An 18242-nucleotide genomic window follows, 5' to 3' on the forward strand; every position below is an offset into this window, starting at 1 on the left:
GATTGTCAAGAGGCTGTTCGACGGTGCATAACTCCTCAAGATCCGCCTCGGCCAGGCTCAAAGTCCTCCTAGCGACCGGGATCGGGCCATTTCTGAGGAGTTACGAAGGAGGGGTAGCCTTGCCCGGTGCCCGAAGCCGATCTTTCCCCTGCCCTCGTCCGCGCCGCCTCGCTGATCCGCAGCGTGCCGGACTACCCGGAACCCGGCATCATCTTCCGCGACATCACGCCGCTGCTCGCCGACGCCGAGGCCCTGCGCGTCACCACCGAGGCGATCATCGCGCCCTTCGCCGGACAGTTCGACGTGATCGCCGGCATCGAGGCACGCGGGTTCATCCTCGCCAGCGCCGCCGCGATCGCCGCCGGCACGGGACTCATCCCGATCCGCAAGGCGGGCAAGCTGCCCCGCCCCGCGGCATCCGTCGACTACGCCCTCGAATACGGCACCGCCACGATCGAGATGCACGACGACCTGCCCGCCGGGTCCCGCGTGCTGCTCATCGACGATGTGCTCGCGACCGGCGGCACGCTCGCAGCAGGGCGCAAGATCGTCGAGCAGCTCGGCAGCCACGTCGTCGGCATCTCGGTGCTGTTCGAGATCGACGGGCTCGGTGGCCGCGACCTCGTCGGCGACCTGCACACCGTCTTCCACTCCAGCTGAGGCACTGACGCGCACGGCGAAGCACGCCCGGCGCGGGAAGGTAGACTGAAGCCGCCTTCCTGCCCGCGACTTCTGGAGCCGTTCATGCCCACCATCGTCGTCGACGTCATGCCCAAGTCCGAACTTCTCGACCCGCAGGGGAAGGCCGTCTCCGGAGCGTTCGCACGCCTCGGCGTCGAGGGCTTCACCGATGTGCGCATCGGCAAGCGCTTCGAGCTCACCGTCGAGGGCGAGGTCACCGACGAGCTGCTCGCCGAGGCCCAGCGTCTCGCCGACGAGGTGCTCTCCAACGCCGTGATCGAAGACGTCGTGGGCATCGAGGTCGTCGAATGACGGCACGCATCGGGGTCGTCACCTTCCCCGGCTCGCTCGACGACCGCGACGCGCAGCGCGCGGTGCGCATCGCCGGCGCTGAGCCCGTCGCCCTGTGGCACGGCTCGCACGACCTCGAGGGCATCGACGCCCTCGTTCTGCCCGGCGGGTTCAGCTACGGCGACTACCTGCGCGCCGGCGCGATCGCCGCGCTCTCGCCGATCATGACCGAGGTGAAGGATGCCGCGGCCAAGGGCATGCCGATCCTCGGCATCTGCAACGGCTTCCAGATGCTCGTCGAGTCGCACCTGCTGCCGGGCGGGCTGATCCGCAACGGCCACCAGCACTTCGTGCGTCGCGACCAGAAGCTCACGGTCGAGAACGCCGACACCGCCTGGACGAGCGCGTTCTCGCGCGGCCAGGAGATCATCATCCCGCTGAAGAACGCCGACGGCGGATACATCGCCGACGAGCAGACGCTCGACCGCATCGAGGGCGAGGGCCTGGTGGCCTTCCGCTACGCGGGCGTCAACCCGAACGGATCGCTGCGCGACATCGCCGGCATCACGAACGAGCGGGGAAACGTCGTGGGGCTCATGCCGCACCCCGAGCACGCGACCGAGGCCGGCTTCGGTCCCGACACGGCCGTGGCCATGCGCTCCGGCATCGACGGCATCGGTTTCTTCGCGAGCGCGATCTCCGCGGTCGCCCGCGCCGCCGCCTAGTCGCAGCGTCGAGAAGAGGGGCGGATGCTTCGGCATCCGCCCCTCTTCCGTCGCTGCGGCCCGTCGTTCGAATCGAAACGGGTCAGCGGATGCCGAGTTGCTCGGCGATCACGAGCGCCGTGCCGCCGAGCAGCACGATGTCTTCACCGCGCACCGCCACACGGATCTCGAAGTCGTCGGTGACGATCGCCAGGGAGTGATGCTCGATGGCGGCCCTGGTCTCGTCGAGGAACACTCCCGCGACGATGTCGAGCGGTCCCGACAGAACGACCTGCTCGAGACCCAGCGCCGCGACGACGGGTGCGAGAACCCGGCCGAGCGCTCGCCCCGCCTCGGCGAGCACGTCGTCGGACGACGTCTCGGCGTCGGCCAGGTGCTGCCGGATGTAGGGCACGGCCGCGACGACTTCGAGGCATCCTCTCCGACCGCACCGGCACACCTCTCCGCCCTCGTCGACGAGCACGTGCCCGATCTCGCCGGCGGTGAAGCGGGCACCCGTGACGAGAACCCCGCCGACGATGACGCCGCTGCCGATGCCCTGGCCGATGCGCACGAGGGCGAGGTTGTCGACGCCGGGTTGGCCGTAGGTGCGCGCGGCGAGTGCCGCGGCGTTGGCGTCGTTCGCGACGTGCACGGGCACGGGAACGACGGCCGCAACCGCCGCGGCGACGTCGACGTCGTGCCAGTCGAACGCCACGGCCTCGCGCACGACGCCGTCGGTGCCGACGACGCCGGGTGAGCCGACGCCGACGCCGAGCACGCGTACGGTCGAGCGCTTGACGAGAGCCGAGGCGAGAGCGCAGACCTTGACGAGCACCGCGGCTCCGCGAGCGCCGTCGGTCGGCACGCTCACCGAATGCACGATGTCTCCGTCGAGGTTCATGATCGCGCCGGTGATCTCGGCATGCGCCGACAGGTCGAGTGCGACCACGTGGTACGAGTCGGGGTTCAATGCGATGAGGGTGCTCGGCTTGCCGACCCTGCCCTCCGGACTCGGGCCGCTCTCGTGCACCAGCCCTTCTGCGGAGAGGTCGTCGACGATGCGCGAGACGCTCACCCGGGTGAGGTCGGTGGCCCTGGCCAGATCGGCACGGCTCATCGGATCGTTGTGGAAGAGCGTGCGCAGGATCAGTGAGCGGTTCGCCTGCCGGGTGTGGGCGGGGAGCGCTTTCTCGGCACCGCGGCCGGCGCTCACGCGATGCCCAGTTCGGCGGAGAGCACGGCGACGAGAGGGCCCTGCAGCGCGAGCAGCCCGCCGTCCGAGCCGATGTCGACGCTGATCACAGTGGTCGTGGTGGGGAGGGTGCGATCGGTGAGGTGCGTGCGGGTTCGCGTGGCGAATCCCTCGTCGAGGATGTCGTCGGGCCCGACGAGCACGACATGGGTCGCGCCGAGCACCGAGATGATCGGCGCGAGGGCGGCGGCGAGAGCATCCGCGGCATCCTCCATCACGACGTCGCGCTCCTCACCGGCGTCGAGCCGACGCCGGATCTGCGGAACGGCCACGATCGAATCGAGGCATCCGGATCTGCCGCACAGGCAGGAGGTCTCGCGACGCGGGTCGACCACGACGTGGCCGATCTCGCCCGCGGCGAAGTCGACACCGTCGACCAGAGTCTCGCCGACGATCAGACCCGCTCCCGCGCCGCGCTGGATCGTGACGATGAGGATGCTGCGGCCGTCGTTCTCGCGGAAGGTGTGCACCGCCAGCGCCATCCCGTTCGCGTCGTTGACGACGTGCACCGGAACGCCGAAACGCTCGGCGAGCGCACCGCGCAGGTCGACGTCGAACCAGCCGAGGTGCGGGGCGAACCGCACGACTCCGGCGCGGTCGACCATGCCGGGGCTACCGACGCCGATGCCGAGCACGGGGGCCGGCGCCTTCTCCAGCAACTCCTCGGCGAGGACGATGGCACGATCGATAGCGGCGTCACCGCGCTCCGTGAGCATCGAGAGCTGGCTCTGGTGCGAGACCTGACCCCGCAGGTTCATCACCGCTCCGCGGAAAGACAGCGCATCCGACAGATCGAGGCTGATGATCGATCGGGAGTCGTCGTCGATGGCGACCAGGGTGGCGGGTTTGCCGACGCGCACATCGGTGGAGTGCCCGGCCTCGACGAGGATGCCCTGATCGATGAGGTCGCCGACGATCGTCGAGACGGTGACCTTGTTGAGTCCGGATCCGCGTGCGATGTCGGCCCGGCTGCGCGGCCCCTCGTGGAAGAGCGTCTGCAACAGCATCGCCCGGTTGCGCACGCGATTGTGCTCGGGGAGCGCCTTGGTCGTGATGCGGAGATCGGCCACAGCCCATTGTCCCCCGCGGAGGCGCTCCGTCCAGACGGATTCCATCCCGCCCCACCCGCGCACCCCGTTGACGGCGTTCACCCCTTGACGGCGCCGGCGGACATGCCGGTGACGAGGTTGCGCTGGATGATCATGAAGAACACCACGACCGGGAGCGAGAACAGGGTGGCGGCGGCCATCTGCCCGCCGTAGTCGGTGCCCATGTCTCCGCCGACCGAGACGGTGAACGAGTTCAGCCACACCGGGAGGGTGTAGTTCACCTGGTCCTTCATGAAGGTGAAGGCGACGATGTAGTCGTTCCACGCGGCGATGAAGGCGAACACGCTACTGGAGATGATGCCCGGCATCACCAGGGGGAAGAGCACGCGGGTGAGCACCTGCCAGGTCGAAGCGCCGTCGATGCGCGCGGCCTCGTCGATCTCGATCGGGATGGCGAGGAAGAACCCGCGCATGACCCAGATTGAGAACGGCAGCACACTCGCGACGTACGCGAAGATCAGGCCCCAGTAGGTGCCGAGCAGCCCCATCGAGTTGAAGATGAGGAACTGGGGGATGAGCAGCGCGGTGCCGGGGAGCATCTGCACGATGAGGATGAGCACGAGGATCGGTCGGCGTCCGCGGAAGCGGAACCGCGAGAGAGCGGCGGCGGCGAAGATGCCGAGCACGATCGCGAACACGACCGCACCGGTGACGACGATCACCGAGTTCTGCAGGTAGATGAGGAACTGGCCCTTGCCGATCGCTGTGAAGAAGTTGTCGAGCGTCGGCGCTTCGGGGAAGAAGTGCGGGGTGCTGCTGAGCATCTCCGACCGGGGCTTGAAGGCCGTGTTGACCATCCAGTAGACGGGAAAAGCCCACACGATGCAGAAGAGGATGGCGATGCTGCTGCTGATCCAGGGGGCGCGGCGTAGACGGCGGGTGCGAGCGGTCATGTCAGAGGTCCTCTCCCGAACGCACGAGGTGCCGGATGTACACGGCGCTCAGCGCCGCCAGGATGATGGTCGAGGCGACCGCGATCGCCGAGCCGGCGCCGATCTGCAGGTTGCCCGAGAAGGCGGTGGTGTACGTGAACACACCGAGTGTCGAGGTGGCCCCGTCGGGGCCGCCCTCGGAGATGAGCCAGATCTGGTTGAAGACGTTGAAGTCCCAGATGATCGAGAGCATCGTCACGAGCAGGATCGTCGGCCCGATCGACGGCAGCACCACGACCCGGTAGATTCGCCACTCGGATGCACCGTCCAGGCGCGCCGCCTCCTTGAGCTCGACGGCCACCTGCGTCTCGGCGGCGTACAGCGTCAGGGCGATGAAGGGAACCGCTCCCCACACGACGAGCAGCCAGATGCAGACCCACACGAGGACCGGGTCAGACGCCCAGTCGCGACTGGTCATGTCACCGAAGATGCCGAGCTGGGTGAGCAGCCAGTTGATCACGCCGTACTGAGGCTGGAACAGCCACGACCACACGATCGACGAGGCGACGTTCGGCATGGCCCACGCGAGGATCAGCACGACCGTGGTCAGGTAGCGGATGCCGGAGGGAAGGCGTGTCATCAGGTGCGACATGCCCGCGCCGATCGCCACGCTGCCGATGACGAGGGCGGCGGTGAAGACGATGGTGCGGGTGAGCGACCACCAGAACTCCTGATCCGAGAGCACGGCCGCGTACTGGTCGAAGCCCACGAAGTCGAAGGCGCCGGTGAAGAGCGTGCGCTGGTTGTAGTTCGTGAACGACGTGAAGACGAGGAACCCGATGGGCAGGAGCGTGACGAACACGATCATGAGGCCGGCGGGGGTGAGCAGCCAGAACGGGGCGGATGACCTGTTCAGGCTGCCGGCACGGCGCTTCCGCGGGGGCGGGGTCGACCGGGAGGGGCGGGAAGGAGCCGTCGGCGGAGACTCCACGGAGGTGGTGACCAAGGGCTGGCCTTTCGTCGGGTCGGAGGCGCCGCGCACGGGGCAGCCAGGGGCGGAACAGGAGGATGCCGCGCGGCGCGACCGCGCGGCGTCCTCTCGCACTACTTGATGTTCAGCGTCTTGTCGGCAGCGGCGTCGAAGTCGTTCGCCGCCTTCTCGGCGGTCTTCGCGCCGGACGCGATCGACGAGAACAGGTTGTTGATGTCCTTGTTGCTCTCGATGGTCGTCCAGTTCGCGTTGGCCGGCGTCGCCTTCGACGTGAGCGCTGCGGTGAAGAAGCTCGACCGCACCTCGTCGACCGTCTCCTGCGCGAATTCGATGCCCTCAACGCTGTTCGGGATCCACCCGTCGACGCCGTAGACGTAGTCCTGCTGGATCTCGGGGCTCGAGGCGATCTTGACCCAGTTCAGCGCGAGGTCGGAGTTCTGCGACTTCACCGGAACCGCCCAGTCGGACCCTCCGAGCATCACCGGCTGCGCCTCACCGGAGATACCGGGGAACGGGAAGGTGCCGAGGTCGGGCTCGAGCGCCGGGTTGATCTTGAGGATCGCTCCGGTGTTCGTGTTGAGGATCGCCGAGGTCTTCCCATCGGCGAAGAGCTGGCTTTGGTTCGGCTCGAACGTGTCGAGCGTCGCGGACGCGGCGGTGGAGTACGCGTTCTGGAAGGTCTGGAATGCTTCGAGGCCTTCGATCGCCTCATCGGAGCTGAAGCCCACGGTCCATTCGCCGTCCTTCTCAGTGGCGATGTCTCCGCCCGCATCCCAGACGAACTGCATTCCGGCGTAGAAGTACTGGCCGGGGAGGTAGAAGGCCGAGAAGTCGGAGGTCTGAGCGTTGGCGGCCTTCACCTTGTCAAGCGCGGCCGTGAGCTCCTCGTACGTGGTCGGGGCCTCGGTCACTCCGGCATCCGCCCACATCTTCTTGTTGTAGATGACTGCGCGGGCGCCGGCAAATCCGGGAACGCCGTACAGGCTACCGTCGATCGTCGCCGGGTCGACGAGGCCGTCGAGCCAACTCTGCCCCTGCGCCAGATCGTCCTTGTACGGCGTGAGGTCGAGCAGACCGCCGTTGGCGGCGTAGCTGGCGATCTGGGTGTTGCCGACATCGAGTACGTCGGGCGGGGAGTCGGTGGCGAGGGCGGTGGTGATCTTCGTCGTGATGCCGTCCCAGGTCTGCGACTGCACGTTGACCTCGGCGCCCGTGAGTTCGGTGAACTTCGCGTTGATCGCGTCGAGCGTCTCGGGCGTGTAGTCGTTCTGCATGACCCAGACGGTGATCTTCTTGCCCGTGCCGTCGACCTCAGGCACCTTTCCGTCGCTGGGAGCACCGGCGTTGCCTCCGCCGGCGGAACCCGAACATGCGCTGAGTGCGAGGGCGGTGACGATGCCCAGGGCACCGATCGTCGCCAGCTTTCTGATTGCCACGTAACTCTCCTTGGTAGGTGGGGGTACCGCGACGGATACGTCGATGTGCCGAGCGGTGAAGTTAGTACACCCCTGTTTCATATCCGTTGTCAATCATTATGTTCATATTCGTGAAGCTGTTAGGTTTCTGCGTTATGACGGCATTGTTTCGCCTTTCGCGTGATTATCGGTCGTCGAATTAGGTCACATAATTTACTAACTATTAGGGCATGAAACCAACTAATTCACGTCCGCCCGAAAACACCAGGGAGTTGCCCACAATGCCGACCCTTCTACCCCGCGCCGCCGCCCAGACCACCACGCCCGGAGAGTTCGAGCTCACCGCCGACACCACGCTGTCCGCCCATCCCTACCTGACGCAGCCCGCCCTGCGGCTGCAGGAGCAACTGCGTGCCGCCACCGGCTTCGTGCTGCCCGTGACCGTCGCCGGCACGGGCGCGTCGTCGGGAGACGGCGAGGCTCCGAGCATCCGTCTCGATATCGATCCGTCGCTCGCGACCGAGGCGTTCGAGCTGCAGACGACGCCGCACTCGATCCGCCTCGCCGCGTCGACGGAACGCGGCGGGCACTGGGCCGTGCAGGCTCTGCTGCAGCTCTTCCCGGCAGATGTGTATCGCCGCTCCCCCGTCGCCGACATCCGCTGGACGGCCCCCGTCACCCGGGTGCAGGATACGCCGAAGTTCCCCTGGCGCGGCGCCATGCTCGACGTCGTGCGCCACTTCGCGCCGACCCGCGACGTGCTGCGCTTCATCGATCTGCTGGCCATGCACCGCCTCAACACGCTGCACCTGCATCTCACAGACGACCAGGGGTGGCGCGTCGAGATCGCCCGCTATCCGCGGCTCACCGAGGTCGGCGGATGGCGCCCCGAGACCCAGCTCGGCGCCGCCCACGGGTCGGACGCCGATGGCCGACCGCACGGCGGCTTCTACACGCAGGCCGACATCCGCGAGATCGTGGCGTACGCCACGGCCCGAGGCATCACCGTCGTGCCCGAGATCGAGCTGCCCGGTCACGCGCAGGCGGCGGTGGCGGCATACCCCGAGTTGGGCGTGGGCGGCAGCGCACCGGCGACGCCCTGGACCCTCTGGGGCGTCAACCCCGTGATCTTCAATGTCGAGGAGTCGACCATCCGGTTCCTCTGCGACGTGCTCGACGAGGTGATCGACCTATTCCCCTCGGAGTACATCTGCATCGGCGGCGACGAGTGCCCCAAGATCCAGTGGGTCGAAGACGAACGCACCCAGGAGCGGATGCGGGAGCTCGGCGTGCACGACGAGGAAGGTCTCCAGAGCTGGTTCGTCAGCCGGATCGGGCAGCACCTCGCCTCGCGCGGACGCAAACTGCTCGGCTGGGACGAGATCCTCGAGGGCGGTCTGGCGGATGGCGCGACCGTGCTCTCCTGGCGCGGACGCGTCGGGGCGCTCGCTGCCGCGCGCGCAGGCAACGACGTCGTCGCCTGCCCGGAAGACACCGTCTACCTCGACTACCGGGAATCGGATCTCGCCACCGAGCCCATCCCGACCGGAACCGTCACCACGGTCGAGACCGCCTACTCGTTCGATCCGGTTCCCGCCGAGCTCGACGCCGACGAAGCGCGACACGTGCTCGGCGGGCAGGCGAACCTCTGGACCGAGCACATCGATTCGATGCGCGGCCTCGACTATCGCGCGTTCCCCCGGCTGGCCGCCGTCGCGGAAGCCCTGTGGACCGTCGGCGACCGCGACTACGCCGAGTTCGCCCCGCGATTGACCGAGCACCTCGCCCGCCTCGAGGCGAAGGGCGTCGAGTATCGGCACGCCGACGGCCCTCGGCCCTGGCAGCAGCGCCCCGGGGTGAGCGGCCGCACCCGGTCTGCCGAAGAGGCGGCTGCCCACCTGGCACGGATCACCGTGAACATCGGCTGATCTGCCGTCGACCCCGGGCTTTCGAATCGCTTGAATCGCTGTGTTCCCGGCCGAGATGCAGCGATTCGGGCGATTCGAAAGCAGTCATCGGGAGCGGTGGCGACGACGGAGGAGGAGCACGATGCCGGTGCCGGCGGCGAGGGCCAGTACACCGACGGCGACCGCGGGGAGCAGCCAGACGGCGACGGCGTCGTCGCTGCTTCCCGTCGCCGGCGAATCGGCGGTCGGGGCCGATGCCTCGGGCGTCTCGTGGGTCGGATGCTGCCCGTCGGCGAGGCGGAACGGGTTGAGTCCGGTGACCGCGAGCAGGTACCAGGCCGTGGCTCCGGTGTGCAGGCTGGCGTAGTAGCGGTCGTCGAAGCCGGTCTCGAGGCCGTCGGAGGATGCCGCGACGATGCCCCGGCCATCTCCGTTCGGCGCCTCACGCTGGGCGAGCTCGACGCTCGCGAGCAGCTCGTCGACGCGCGGCACGTCGCCCGGAGCATCCCTCGATCGCAGCGCGAGCGCGAGGTGGCCATTGCCCTCGAACCAAACCTTCGAGCGGTCGGCGTCGCTGAACGAGGTTCCCCGATAGGGCCCATCGGCCGCGGGCAGCTGCGCGACCGCCCAGTCGAGAGCCGTGTCGTACCGCTGGTCGCCCGTGGCGAGCGAGCTCCACGTCTGGGGGTCTTCGGGGATCGGCGATGCGTTCACGCTGACACCGTCGGGGAGTGTGCCGGTGGCGAGGTGTCCGTCGGGCTGCTGCATCGCGGCGACGAAGTTCTCGGCGATCGTCGCCCGCTCTGCCCAGACCTCGTCCCCGGTCAGCTGGGCGAGCTGGGTGAAGAACGCCGTCACGTCGATGTTGTGCTCGGTCGATTTGAACGTGGCCGGGATGCCGTCGGCATCCTGCCCGCCGGTGTAGCCGAAGGGCGCGCGTGCCGTGTCGGAAGCGTTCGTCTCGATCCACTCGCCGAGCCGCAGGGCGCCGTCGAGGTACTTCTGCTCGCCGGTCACGTCGTACAGGCGCGCGAGCGCCATCCCCACCCAGGCCTGATTGCCCGTGAACGCGCCCGCCCCACCGATCTCGACCGTGCCGTCGCGCAGGCTCGCCGGCTCGTACGAGGCGCGGGTGCGGCCGTCGTCGAGCGGGTCGTTCGCCTGCAAAAACAGCAGAGCGTCGCCGATCGCCTGGGCGCGTCGGATGTCGTCGGGAAGGCCCCGGGCGGCGTAGGCCATCACGATGAGGGCGTCGTCGTAGACGAACGAGGCGGTGAAATCCGCCGTCGGGGTCGTGAAGAAGCCGCCCTGGTAGCTGCGCGGAAGGCACAGGTCGTCGGCGCTGCAGTACTCGTCGACCCGATCGTCGAGGAAGTCGTACGCGAGCGCGGCCGACTCCGCGTAGTCGACCTGGCCGGACGGACTCGTGAACCAGTCATCGCCGACGGATGCTCCCGCTGCCGCTGCCGGTGCCGCGGACACGGCCGCGCAGGCGGCGAGCGCCAGCGCTGCCGCTGTCGCGGCGAAGGTGCGGACGGCGGTGGAGCGTCTGCTGTTCCGCATCATGCCCGGTGTCCTCTCGATGAGCGCTCGATGCCGGTCTCCTGCCACCGCACGAGGTGCGAGGGAGCCGAGCTGATCGATCATGAGTGGACGACCCGCCGCGCGAACGGCGTCGCGGCGGTCCTGTGCCCACCGTACTCCTGCGTGGGTGACAGCGAACCCCGGTCAGTCCGCCGGCAGGTGGAACGGGTTGTCGCCGGACGCGGCGAGCAGGTACCACGCGGTCGCGCCGGAGTGCAGGCTCGCGTAGTAGAGGTCTCCGAAGCCGGAGTCGAGGCCGTCGGTCGAGGTGGCGACGATGCCCTTGCCGTCGCCGTTCGGGGCATCGCGTTGGGCGAGACGGATGCTGCTCAGCAGCTGCTCGGCCTGCGCGGCGTCGCCCGGGCGGTCGCGCAGCCGAAGCGCCAGCGCCAGGTGGCCGCTGCCCTCGAACCAGACCTTCGAGACGTCGACATTGCTGATCCCCGGCCCGGAGTAGGGGCCGTCGGTGCCGATCAGGTGAGCGAGAGTCCAGTCGAGAGACGCGTCGTAGCGCGGGTCCTGGGTGGCGATCGAGGTCCAGGTCTGCGCATCCAGCGGGATGGGGTGGGTGTTGATGGTGCTGCCGTCGAGCAGCGTGCCGGTGTCGACGTGTCCGTCGGCGTTCTGCATCGCTGCCACGAACCCGGCGGCGACTGATGCCCGCTCCCCCCACACCGGGTCGCCGGTGAGCTGCGCGAGCTGCCCGAAGAAGCCGGCGATGTCGGCGTTGTGCTCGGTGGACTTCCACGTCAGCGAGACACCGGCATCCGTCTGACCGCCCGTGTAGCCGTAGGGGGCCCGCACCATGTCGGCCGTGTTCGTCTGGATCCACTGGCCGAGCTGCAGGGCGCCGTCGAGATACCGCTGGTCGCCGGTCGCGTGGAAGAGCCTCGCGAGAGCCATGCCTACCCATGCCTGGTTGCCCGTGAACGTGCCGGGGCCGGTGATCTCCATCCGCCCCTGACGGATGCCGTGCGGTTCGTACGACGTGCGCACGCGTCCGTCGCCGATCGGGTCGTTCTCCTGCACGAAGAGCAGGGTCTCGCCGACGGTCTCGGCACGGCGGATGTCGTCGGGCAGACCGCGTGCGGTGTACGCGATCACGACCAGTGCGTCGTCGTAGACGAACGACGGGGTGAAGTCCCAGCTGGGCGTGGTGAAGAATCCGCCCTCGTAGCTGCGCGGCAGGCACTTCCCTGCGCCGTCGCAGAACTGGTCGACCCGCGCATCGAGGAACTCGTAGGCCAGCGCGACCGAGACCGAGGGGTCGGGGGCGGGCGCAGCATCCTCCGCGGGATTCGAATCGCCGGACGCAGCGGATGCCGCACCCGCGAGCACCGCGGCGGCGACGAGCGCGACGGCCACCGTCCAACCGACTGCGCGGCGAGGGGAAGGAGACATGGGGGAAGCCTCTCGTCGAACTCCGTGCGCGGTGGGGGAACGCACCCGGGCGACCCGGGGGTCACTCGATGATCCTCTCAGTTCGGGGAACGCCGGGATAGAGGCAATATCGGGGTCTCGTCGTCCGCATCATTTCTCGTCATCCCAGAAGCGACGCTTGCCGTCTTTCGTGAAGCCGAAGCTGGGCTCCGCCGTCGGATGCTCCAGCTCGGGAAGCATCTCGACGGGCGGACCGGAAAGGTCGCCGTCCGCGTAGACGAGATCGAACACTCGGTGTGAGTCGCCCGGTTGGCATGTCGAGGTGGCGTACACGGCAACCGAATCGAAGAGTTCGCCGGGGCTGATGTCGATGATCAGCAACTCGACATGCTTCGCCGGATACTTCGCCTCGACCACCACATCGGCGATCTCCCCGTCGTAACCCCGAGCCTTGACGCTCGTCCACCCGTTCTCGTCCAGCCACGTGGCGACGCGATCAGCAACCTCCATCGGGGTGCCGTCGAGATGCCACCCCTCCGGTGTGCGTCGAGTGAGATCAAATTCATAACCGTCGCCACCGCACGATCTCGGGCCATCTCCATACCCTCGTAACTGCCAATCGCCGTCCAGAATCTGTAGTTGCACATCGCTCACTGCCGCCTTGTACGAGAGGTTGACGTCCCTCGCTCGGTCGAGAAGCTCTTCATCCGTTATCGGGGCCCCACATCCCACAAGCACCAGCAGACCACTCAGCGCGACAGCCGCAAGGGCGATCATCGAACGACGATTGTCGATGAGCGTCACTGGATCTCGCCGTCCCAGTATCGAGGCGTGCCGTCATCGTTATAGCCGAAACTCAGCGGCGCAGTGGGGTGTTCCGTCGCCCGATTACTCTTCAGCTCGATCGGGTGGTAGTCGGCGAACCCGGGGATCTGCTTCTTGACGATATCCAGATAGTCGCCGGGCTGACATGTCGAGGTCGCGTAGATGGTGGTCGAGTCGAAGAGCTCCCCCGGGCTGATATCAATGACGAGCAGGTCGACATGCTTGGCGGGGTACTTCGCCTCGACCACGACATCGGCGATCTCTCCGGAGTATCCGCGGGCCTCGACGCTCGTCCATCCGTTCTCGTCGAGCCAGGTGGCGATCCGGTCTGCAGCTTCCATCGGGGTGCCGTCGATACGCCACCCTTCCGGCGTTCGGCGCGTCAGGTCGAATGTGTACCCATCCTCACCGCACGGATCAGGAGAGTCTCCATATCCCGTCAGATCCCAGTCACCATCCAGGATTCGCAACTGCACGTCAGCCACTGCCGCCTTGTAAGCGAAGTTCGTCGCGCGCGCCTGATCGAACAGTTCCTCGTCAGTCATCGATGCTCCACATCCCGTCACAATCAGTAGGGCGAGGACCGTTATCGCAGCGAAAGCCGCTCTCGCCTTCCGATTCACTTCCTTGCGCCATCCGCCTCGACGATGGGCGCATCCCGCTGGAGAAGGATGAGCGGGTTGCTTCGGCCTGATCCGAGCATCACTCTTCGTCATCCCAGAAACGACGCTTGCCATCTTCGGTGTGACCGAAACTCGGCTTGTCGGTGGGATGCTCCGTCGCGGGCAACTTTTCACGTTCGCCCTTACCAGGTCGCCGCATCTCCGAGATCTGATGCGCATCGCCCGGCTCGCAGGTCGACGTCGCATACACAGCAACCGAGTCGAAGAGCTCGCCCGGGCTGATATCGATGATCAGCAAATCGACATGCTTCGCCGGATACTTCGCCTCGACCACCACATCGGCGATCTCGCCGGAATAGCCGCGGGCCTTGACGCCCGTCCACCCGTTCTCGTCCAGCCATGTGGCGACGCGATCAGCAACCTCCATCGGGGTGCCGTCGAGATGCCAGCCCTCCGGCGTGCGCCGAGTCATGTTGAACTCGTAGGAGTCGTTACCGCACGATCTCGGGCCGTCGCCGTACTCGATCACCTGCCAGTCGCCATCCCAGACTTGTAGCTGCGCCTCAGCCACCTCCGCTTTGAAGGCGAAATCGATCTTCCGTGCTTGTTCGAACACTTCTGCGCCAGTCACCGTCACTCCACATCCGCTCATTCCCAGCAGCGCCACGGCAGCAGTGCTCGCGAACGCCAACCGCATCGCGCGGCTCATTGCCTCACGCCATCCGCGGCGACGACGGACTCCGCGAGGTCGACGATCGTCTGCTTGAACGACTGCGATCGGGGGTCGAGGTAGCCGACCGCCTCGTCGTCCCACTTGAGGAGGATGTAGGGCTCCGCCTCGAGACCCTCCCAGAGATAGATCGGTTCCTCGCTGGCCTGGGAGTTGTGCCCCTCGACGCGCATGCCCCACTCGCGCTCGCCTTCGCCGTAGCCCTTTACCCAGCCGCCGTCGGACTCGAAGTCCTGCACACCGGCGATGTTGAGCGGGTCGTCCCAGTCTGATCCGAGACTCACTCGTCCCCGCCGCCAAAACGGCGCTTGCCGTCTTTCGTAAAGCCGAAGCTGGGCTCCGCCGTCGGATGCTCCAGCTCGGGAAGCATCTCGACGGGCGGACCAGAAAGGTCGCCGTCCGCGTACACGAGATCGAACACTCGAAGGTAGTCACCCGGCTCGCATGTGGAGGTGGCATAGATGGTCACAGAATCGAAGAGCTCGCCGGGACTGATGTCGACGATCAGGAGTTCGACGTGCTTTGACGGGTACTTCGCCTCGACCACCACATCGGCGATGTCGCCGGAATAGCCGCGGGCCTTGACGCCCGTCCACCCGTTCTCGTCCAGCCAGCCGGCGATTCGGTCGGCGGTCGCCATCGGGGTCTCGCCGATACGCCACCCCTCCGGAGTGCCGCGGGTCATCGCGAACTCATACCGACCCTCACCACATTCGTCAGGGGAGTCGCCGTAGTCGAGATTTCGCCAGTCCCCATCGAGGATCTGCAGTTGCGCTCCTGCAACCGCGCTCTTGAATGCGACGTTGGCTTCTCGTGCTTCTTCGAACAGTTCCTCGTCAGCCATCGATGCTCCACATCCCGTCACAATCAGCAGGGCGAGGACCGTTATCGCGGCGAAAGCCGCTCTCGCCTTCCGATTCATTTCCGTGCGCCATCCTCGGCGACAATGGACTCCGCGAGGTCGACGATCGTCTGCTTGAAGGACTGCGACCGGGGGTCGAGGTAGCCGACCGCCTCGTCATCCCACTGGGGAATGAAGGAGGGCGCCATTCCACCGGTCTGCTGCGTTTCGAAACCGTCGAGCAGGTAGATCGCCTCCTTGCTGGCCTGGGAGTTGTGGCCCTCGACGCGCATGCCCCATTCGCGCACGCCGTCGCCGTATCCCTTGACCCAGCCGCCGTCGGACTCGAAGTCCTGCACGCCGGCGATGTCGAGCGGGTTCTCGGGGTGGTCCGACGCGGGCATGCGCCCCTTGTCGGCGATGATGTCGTCGGTCGCATGCGTCGCGTGCACCGTGAGGAGCCCGCGACGGATCTGGTTCTCGAGATCGGCGGCGGTCTCGGGCGCCACCCCGGCGGATCCATACAGCCAGGCGTTGTCGACGAGTCCCGGGTTGTCGGCGATCATCTGCGTGCCCATCGTCGTGCCGAGGGAATGGAGCCCGAGGTCGAGCTGCGCTCCGGCGTTCGTGACGCCGTATCCGCGCAACGACTGAGCGAGCCGTTCCGCACCCGCATCGGGGCGCTCGATCCCCCACACGTTGCCCGGGCCGCCCGAGTCCCAGTCCATGAACACGACAACAGCATTCGTCGCCGAGGAACCCCGCTTCTCGAGTTCCCACGCAGTCTGCTGCTGCATCGCAGAGGCGCTGTCGGACCACTCTCCAAGTTGAGCTATGTCCGTCGCGATACCGTGCGTGAGAGTCGTGATCTGGTCGGCGGTGTCCACATCGCCGAAGCCGATACTCGCGCGTGGGCTGCCGTCATCGGTCTCAAGAGAAAGCGACAGCATCACAACAGGAGGGCCCGGTTTCTTAGCCGAGTCGTCGAGCACCTTCCGCAGCCCTTCCAACTGCCCCCGCTGCTCCTCCGTCAAGTCGCCCGCGAGCATCCGTTCCAACTCCGCCCTGTTGAACTCGTCTTTCGCACTCGCCGGGATGCCGTTGAGGTTGCCGATCGCCGAGGGTGCGACCGCGAAGATCTGCGCGAGCGGGCCGTCGCTCCACGCACCGTCGCCGTCGCGCGTCGAGGTGTTCGCGAAGCGGTTCCACAGTTCGGCGGCGCGATTCACATCGACGAAGGCGACCGCACTGGCGAAGTCGGGATGGTCTTCCATCCAGGTCTTCGCGGCGTCTGCATCGGTGGTGCCGAGCCAGCTGATCGCGTGGGCGACCGCGGTCGAGAGATCGGCGCGCAGACTGTCGGCCAGTCCCGTGCTGGTGCTCGGCCCGCCCGGGTACGCCGACGAGCTCTCTCCCCAGAACGTCTGCGAGATGGTCAGATGAGCACCGAACGCACCGCGCGGATCGTCGCCGCCGCTGATGGCTTTCAGGTCGGAGGCGAGGAAGTCTTCCGCGGCCTCGAGGTCGAGGCGGAAGACGCGGATGTCGGCTTCGAGGTCGCCGACGGCGCTGTCGGCGTCGCGCCAGGCATCCGTCGCCTCGGTCTGCGCCTCGCCGGCGCGTCTCGTCGTCTCGGACGCGGGGTCGGTCTCGTAGGCCGACCAGTACGCGGCATCCGACGATTCGAGCGCCGACTGCGCCACCTCTCGCTGCGCATTCACCTCGAGGATGCGGGCGGCGAGCTCTTCGCGACGGCGGGTGAGCGAGGGGATGGTCGTCATCGTGAACTCGACCAGCACCTGCCGAGCCTTCGTCATCGCCTCGAGGAAGTCCGCGGCCGTCGTCATCGGCCCGTCGAGCATCGTCACCGCGATGGTGGCGTCGGAGACGTCGAACACCTCGGGCAGGCGCAACCAGCGGTCGGCCGCGTCGCGCGCCGTGTCGCTCAGCAGATTCGCCGCGTCGAAGACCTTGTTGCCCAGCGCTTCGACGGCCGCGGCATCCATCACGTGCGGCAGCTCACCCCGCACCGCGCTCACTGCGACACATCCACGCCGAAGTTCGCGGCGACCGTGTCGCGGGCCATCTGCTCGTCGCCCGTGATGATCGCGACCGTGGCTCCACCGACGGCCCGGGCCGATGAGTTGATCGAGTACATGATCGAACCGGGAACCATCCGCCGGTCTTCCATGAAGGTGCGCCAGGCGGAGGCGACCGTCGTGCGCCCGTCGACCGTCAGCGCCGCGGGCCCCTCGGCGGCCGCCTGGTCGATCTCGCGATGCGCGGACTCGAAGCTGCCGCCGAGTTCATCCAGTCCGGCGAGAAGCCCCAGGACCCCATCGGGGTCGACCCGATACTCGACACCCGGATCCACCCGATAACCGCTCATGCGCGACCCCCGCTCGACACGCACCGACGATCGATGCCGCGTCAGCGTATCAAAGAGTGTCCTCACATGACAGCTATATATTCACACTCGCAATCTTCTCGCGCGCTATCGAGGCGAGCTACGCCGCGAGCGCCGGAGGCCACACCCCGATGAGCACGGCCATCACCACGACGGTCACGAGCTCGTGCGCGATGTTCAGCGTCGTGAGCTTCGTCGAGCGCCCCTCGAAGGCATCGTGCGTGATGAACCGTGCAGCCGTGAAGCCCGCCCACAGCGTGACCGCGGTCACGATCGCGCCCCAGAACCACGACCCGCCGTAGAAGTGCCAGGCGATGGCGGATGCTCCGGCCAGCACCCACGACGTGATGAAGCTCACGATCACGGTCGTGATGATCGGCCATGCCGCGGTCGCGGCGGGGCGGTCCATGTCGACGTTCGCGAGCTTCGACCAGCGCGTGCCGAACACCTTCGGCGCGTACCAGATCGAGCCGACGATCATGCTCGACAGCGTGGCGAGCAGTACTGCCCAGTAGTTGATCTCCGGAACCATGACGGCGCCTCCTTGTGATGGTGCGGTCAGACTACTCCCGGGCCCGTCCGCCCGGCCATCACGCAGCACTGTAAGCGCTTGCAGTAGGCTCGTCG

19 protein-coding genes are annotated in these 18242 nt (G+C 67.2%); 4 read left to right on the plus strand and 15 right to left on the minus strand.

Annotated features, from left to right (window positions below):
* The first annotated feature begins 126 nt into the window (after positions 1–126).
* The 3 genes from ACIOSY_RS17270 to purQ all read left to right on the plus strand — a co-directional run bounded on the left by ACIOSY_RS17270 (position 127) and on the right by purQ (position 1697).
* Entirely contained in the window at positions 127–660 is a 534-nt protein-coding gene (locus ACIOSY_RS17270) for an adenine phosphoribosyltransferase (protein ID WP_400855400.1), read from the plus strand.
* Positions 661–744: 84 nt separating this feature from the next.
* Positions 745–993 carry a phosphoribosylformylglycinamidine synthase subunit PurS gene (gene purS, locus ACIOSY_RS17275; protein WP_400855401.1) on the plus strand — a complete coding sequence of 83 codons (249 nt, stop codon included), beginning with the start codon at positions 745–747 and terminating at the stop codon, positions 991–993.
* On the plus strand, positions 990–1697 hold the full coding sequence (gene purQ / locus ACIOSY_RS17280; protein WP_400855403.1) for a phosphoribosylformylglycinamidine synthase subunit PurQ: 708 nt from the start codon (positions 990–992) through the stop codon (positions 1695–1697). Before purS ends, purQ begins: the two co-directional genes overlap by 4 nt.
* A gap of 82 nt (positions 1698–1779) precedes the next feature.
* On the opposite strand, the gene ACIOSY_RS17285 is transcribed toward purQ, so the two are convergent.
* From ACIOSY_RS17285 to ACIOSY_RS17305, 5 genes are all read right to left on the minus strand, one after another.
* Positions 1780–2892 (minus strand): ROK family transcriptional regulator, encoded by a 1113-nt coding sequence (locus ACIOSY_RS17285; protein ID WP_400855404.1) that lies wholly within the window; start codon positions 2890–2892, stop codon positions 1780–1782.
* On the minus strand, positions 2889–4001 hold the full coding sequence (locus ACIOSY_RS17290) for an ROK family protein (protein ID WP_400855405.1): 1113 nt from the start codon (positions 3999–4001) through the stop codon (positions 2889–2891). Before ACIOSY_RS17290 ends, ACIOSY_RS17285 begins: the two co-directional genes overlap by 4 nt.
* A 77-nt stretch (positions 4002–4078) precedes the next feature.
* Positions 4079–4933: a carbohydrate ABC transporter permease gene (locus tag ACIOSY_RS17295; protein ID WP_400855406.1), complete on the minus strand. Its 855-nt coding sequence runs from the start codon at positions 4931–4933 to the stop codon at positions 4079–4081.
* A 1-nt stretch (position 4934) separates the two neighbouring features.
* Positions 4935–5918: a carbohydrate ABC transporter permease gene (locus tag ACIOSY_RS17300; RefSeq protein WP_400855407.1), complete on the minus strand. Its 984-nt coding sequence runs from the start codon at positions 5916–5918 to the stop codon at positions 4935–4937.
* Between the two features lie 98 nt (positions 5919–6016).
* Complete coding sequence (locus ACIOSY_RS17305; RefSeq protein ID WP_400855408.1) at positions 6017–7339, minus strand: extracellular solute-binding protein; 1323 nt, start codon at positions 7337–7339, stop codon at positions 6017–6019.
* Positions 7340–7599: 260 nt separating this feature from the next.
* Between ACIOSY_RS17305 and ACIOSY_RS17310 the strand changes: the two genes are divergently transcribed.
* On the plus strand, positions 7600–9246 hold the full coding sequence (locus ACIOSY_RS17310) for a beta-N-acetylhexosaminidase (RefSeq protein WP_400855410.1): 1647 nt from the start codon (positions 7600–7602) through the stop codon (positions 9244–9246).
* A gap of 84 nt (positions 9247–9330) precedes the next feature.
* Here ACIOSY_RS17310 and ACIOSY_RS17315 read toward each other — a convergent pair whose 3' ends face one another.
* The 10 genes from ACIOSY_RS17315 to ACIOSY_RS17360 all read right to left on the minus strand — a co-directional run bounded on the left by ACIOSY_RS17315 (position 9331) and on the right by ACIOSY_RS17360 (position 18147).
* Entirely contained in the window at positions 9331–10791 is a 1461-nt protein-coding gene (locus tag ACIOSY_RS17315; RefSeq protein WP_400855412.1) for a hypothetical protein, read from the minus strand.
* A gap of 162 nt (positions 10792–10953) precedes the next feature.
* The gene (locus ACIOSY_RS17320) at positions 10954–12210 is read right to left on the minus strand and encodes a hypothetical protein (RefSeq protein ID WP_400855414.1); all 1257 of its coding nucleotides are present in this window, start codon (positions 12208–12210) and stop codon (positions 10954–10956) included.
* 129 nt (positions 12211–12339) lie between these two features.
* On the minus strand, positions 12340–12993 hold the full coding sequence (locus tag ACIOSY_RS17325; protein WP_400855416.1) for a hypothetical protein: 654 nt from the start codon (positions 12991–12993) through the stop codon (positions 12340–12342).
* Entirely contained in the window at positions 12990–13559 is a 570-nt protein-coding gene (locus tag ACIOSY_RS17330) for a hypothetical protein (protein ID WP_400855417.1), read from the minus strand. The genes ACIOSY_RS17325 and ACIOSY_RS17330 overlap by 4 nt, the downstream gene beginning before the upstream one ends.
* A 157-nt stretch (positions 13560–13716) precedes the next feature.
* Positions 13717–14346, minus strand: a complete 630-nt coding sequence (locus ACIOSY_RS17335) for a hypothetical protein (protein ID WP_400855419.1) — start codon at positions 14344–14346, stop codon at positions 13717–13719.
* Positions 14343–14651 carry a hypothetical protein gene (locus ACIOSY_RS17340; protein WP_400855420.1) on the minus strand — a complete coding sequence of 103 codons (309 nt, stop codon included), beginning with the start codon at positions 14649–14651 and terminating at the stop codon, positions 14343–14345. Before ACIOSY_RS17340 ends, ACIOSY_RS17335 begins: the two co-directional genes overlap by 4 nt.
* The gene (locus ACIOSY_RS17345) at positions 14648–15211 is read right to left on the minus strand and encodes a hypothetical protein (protein WP_400855421.1); all 564 of its coding nucleotides are present in this window, start codon (positions 15209–15211) and stop codon (positions 14648–14650) included. The genes ACIOSY_RS17340 and ACIOSY_RS17345 overlap by 4 nt, the downstream gene beginning before the upstream one ends.
* A 74-nt stretch (positions 15212–15285) precedes the next feature.
* On the minus strand, positions 15286–16482 hold the full coding sequence (locus ACIOSY_RS17350; RefSeq protein ID WP_400855461.1) for an alpha/beta hydrolase: 1197 nt from the start codon (positions 16480–16482) through the stop codon (positions 15286–15288).
* 761 nt (positions 16483–17243) lie between these two features.
* Positions 17244–17597: a DUF6507 family protein gene (locus ACIOSY_RS17355; protein ID WP_400855423.1), complete on the minus strand. Its 354-nt coding sequence runs from the start codon at positions 17595–17597 to the stop codon at positions 17244–17246.
* Between the two features lie 118 nt (positions 17598–17715).
* Positions 17716–18147, minus strand: a complete 432-nt coding sequence (locus tag ACIOSY_RS17360) for a DUF1761 domain-containing protein (RefSeq protein ID WP_400855425.1) — start codon at positions 18145–18147, stop codon at positions 17716–17718.
* Positions 18148–18242: the final 95 nt, after the last annotated feature.

Source organism: Microbacterium sp. NPDC087665, from assembly GCF_044743285.1.
Classification (GTDB): Bacteria; Actinomycetota; Actinomycetes; order Actinomycetales; family Microbacteriaceae; genus Microbacterium.

What these genes read in the sequence shown, in the direction of transcription:
- ACIOSY_RS17315 (WP_400855412.1), bottom strand. Translation starts at nt 10,791, where the DNA reads ATGATGCGGAACAGCAGACGCTCCACCGCCGTCCGCACCTTCGCCGCG.
- ACIOSY_RS17355 (WP_400855423.1), bottom strand. Translation starts at nt 17,597, where the DNA reads ATGAGCGGTTATCGGGTGGATCCGGGTGTCGAGTATCGGGTCGACCCC.
- ACIOSY_RS17295 (WP_400855406.1), bottom strand. Translation starts at nt 4,933, where the DNA reads ATGACCGCTCGCACCCGCCGTCTACGCCGCGCCCCCTGGATCAGCAGC.
- ACIOSY_RS17335 (WP_400855419.1), bottom strand. Translation starts at nt 14,346, where the DNA reads ATGAGCCGCGCGATGCGGTTGGCGTTCGCGAGCACTGCTGCCGTGGCG.
- ACIOSY_RS17330 (WP_400855417.1), bottom strand. Translation starts at nt 13,559, where the DNA reads ATGACTGACGAGGAACTGTTCGATCAGGCGCGCGCGACGAACTTCGCT.
- ACIOSY_RS17320 (WP_400855414.1), bottom strand. Translation starts at nt 12,210, where the DNA reads ATGTCTCCTTCCCCTCGCCGCGCAGTCGGTTGGACGGTGGCCGTCGCG.
- ACIOSY_RS17350 (WP_400855461.1), bottom strand. Translation starts at nt 16,482, where the DNA reads ATGGAAGACCATCCCGACTTCGCCAGTGCGGTCGCCTTCGTCGATGTG.
- ACIOSY_RS17360 (WP_400855425.1), bottom strand. Translation starts at nt 18,147, where the DNA reads ATGGTTCCGGAGATCAACTACTGGGCAGTACTGCTCGCCACGCTGTCG.
- ACIOSY_RS17310 (WP_400855410.1), top strand. Translation starts at nt 7,600, where the DNA reads ATGCCGACCCTTCTACCCCGCGCCGCCGCCCAGACCACCACGCCCGGA.
- ACIOSY_RS17345 (WP_400855421.1), bottom strand. Translation starts at nt 15,211, where the DNA reads ATGGCTGACGAGGAACTGTTCGAAGAAGCACGAGAAGCCAACGTCGCA.
- purQ (WP_400855403.1), top strand. Translation starts at nt 990, where the DNA reads ATGACGGCACGCATCGGGGTCGTCACCTTCCCCGGCTCGCTCGACGAC.
- purS (WP_400855401.1), top strand. Translation starts at nt 745, where the DNA reads ATGCCCACCATCGTCGTCGACGTCATGCCCAAGTCCGAACTTCTCGAC.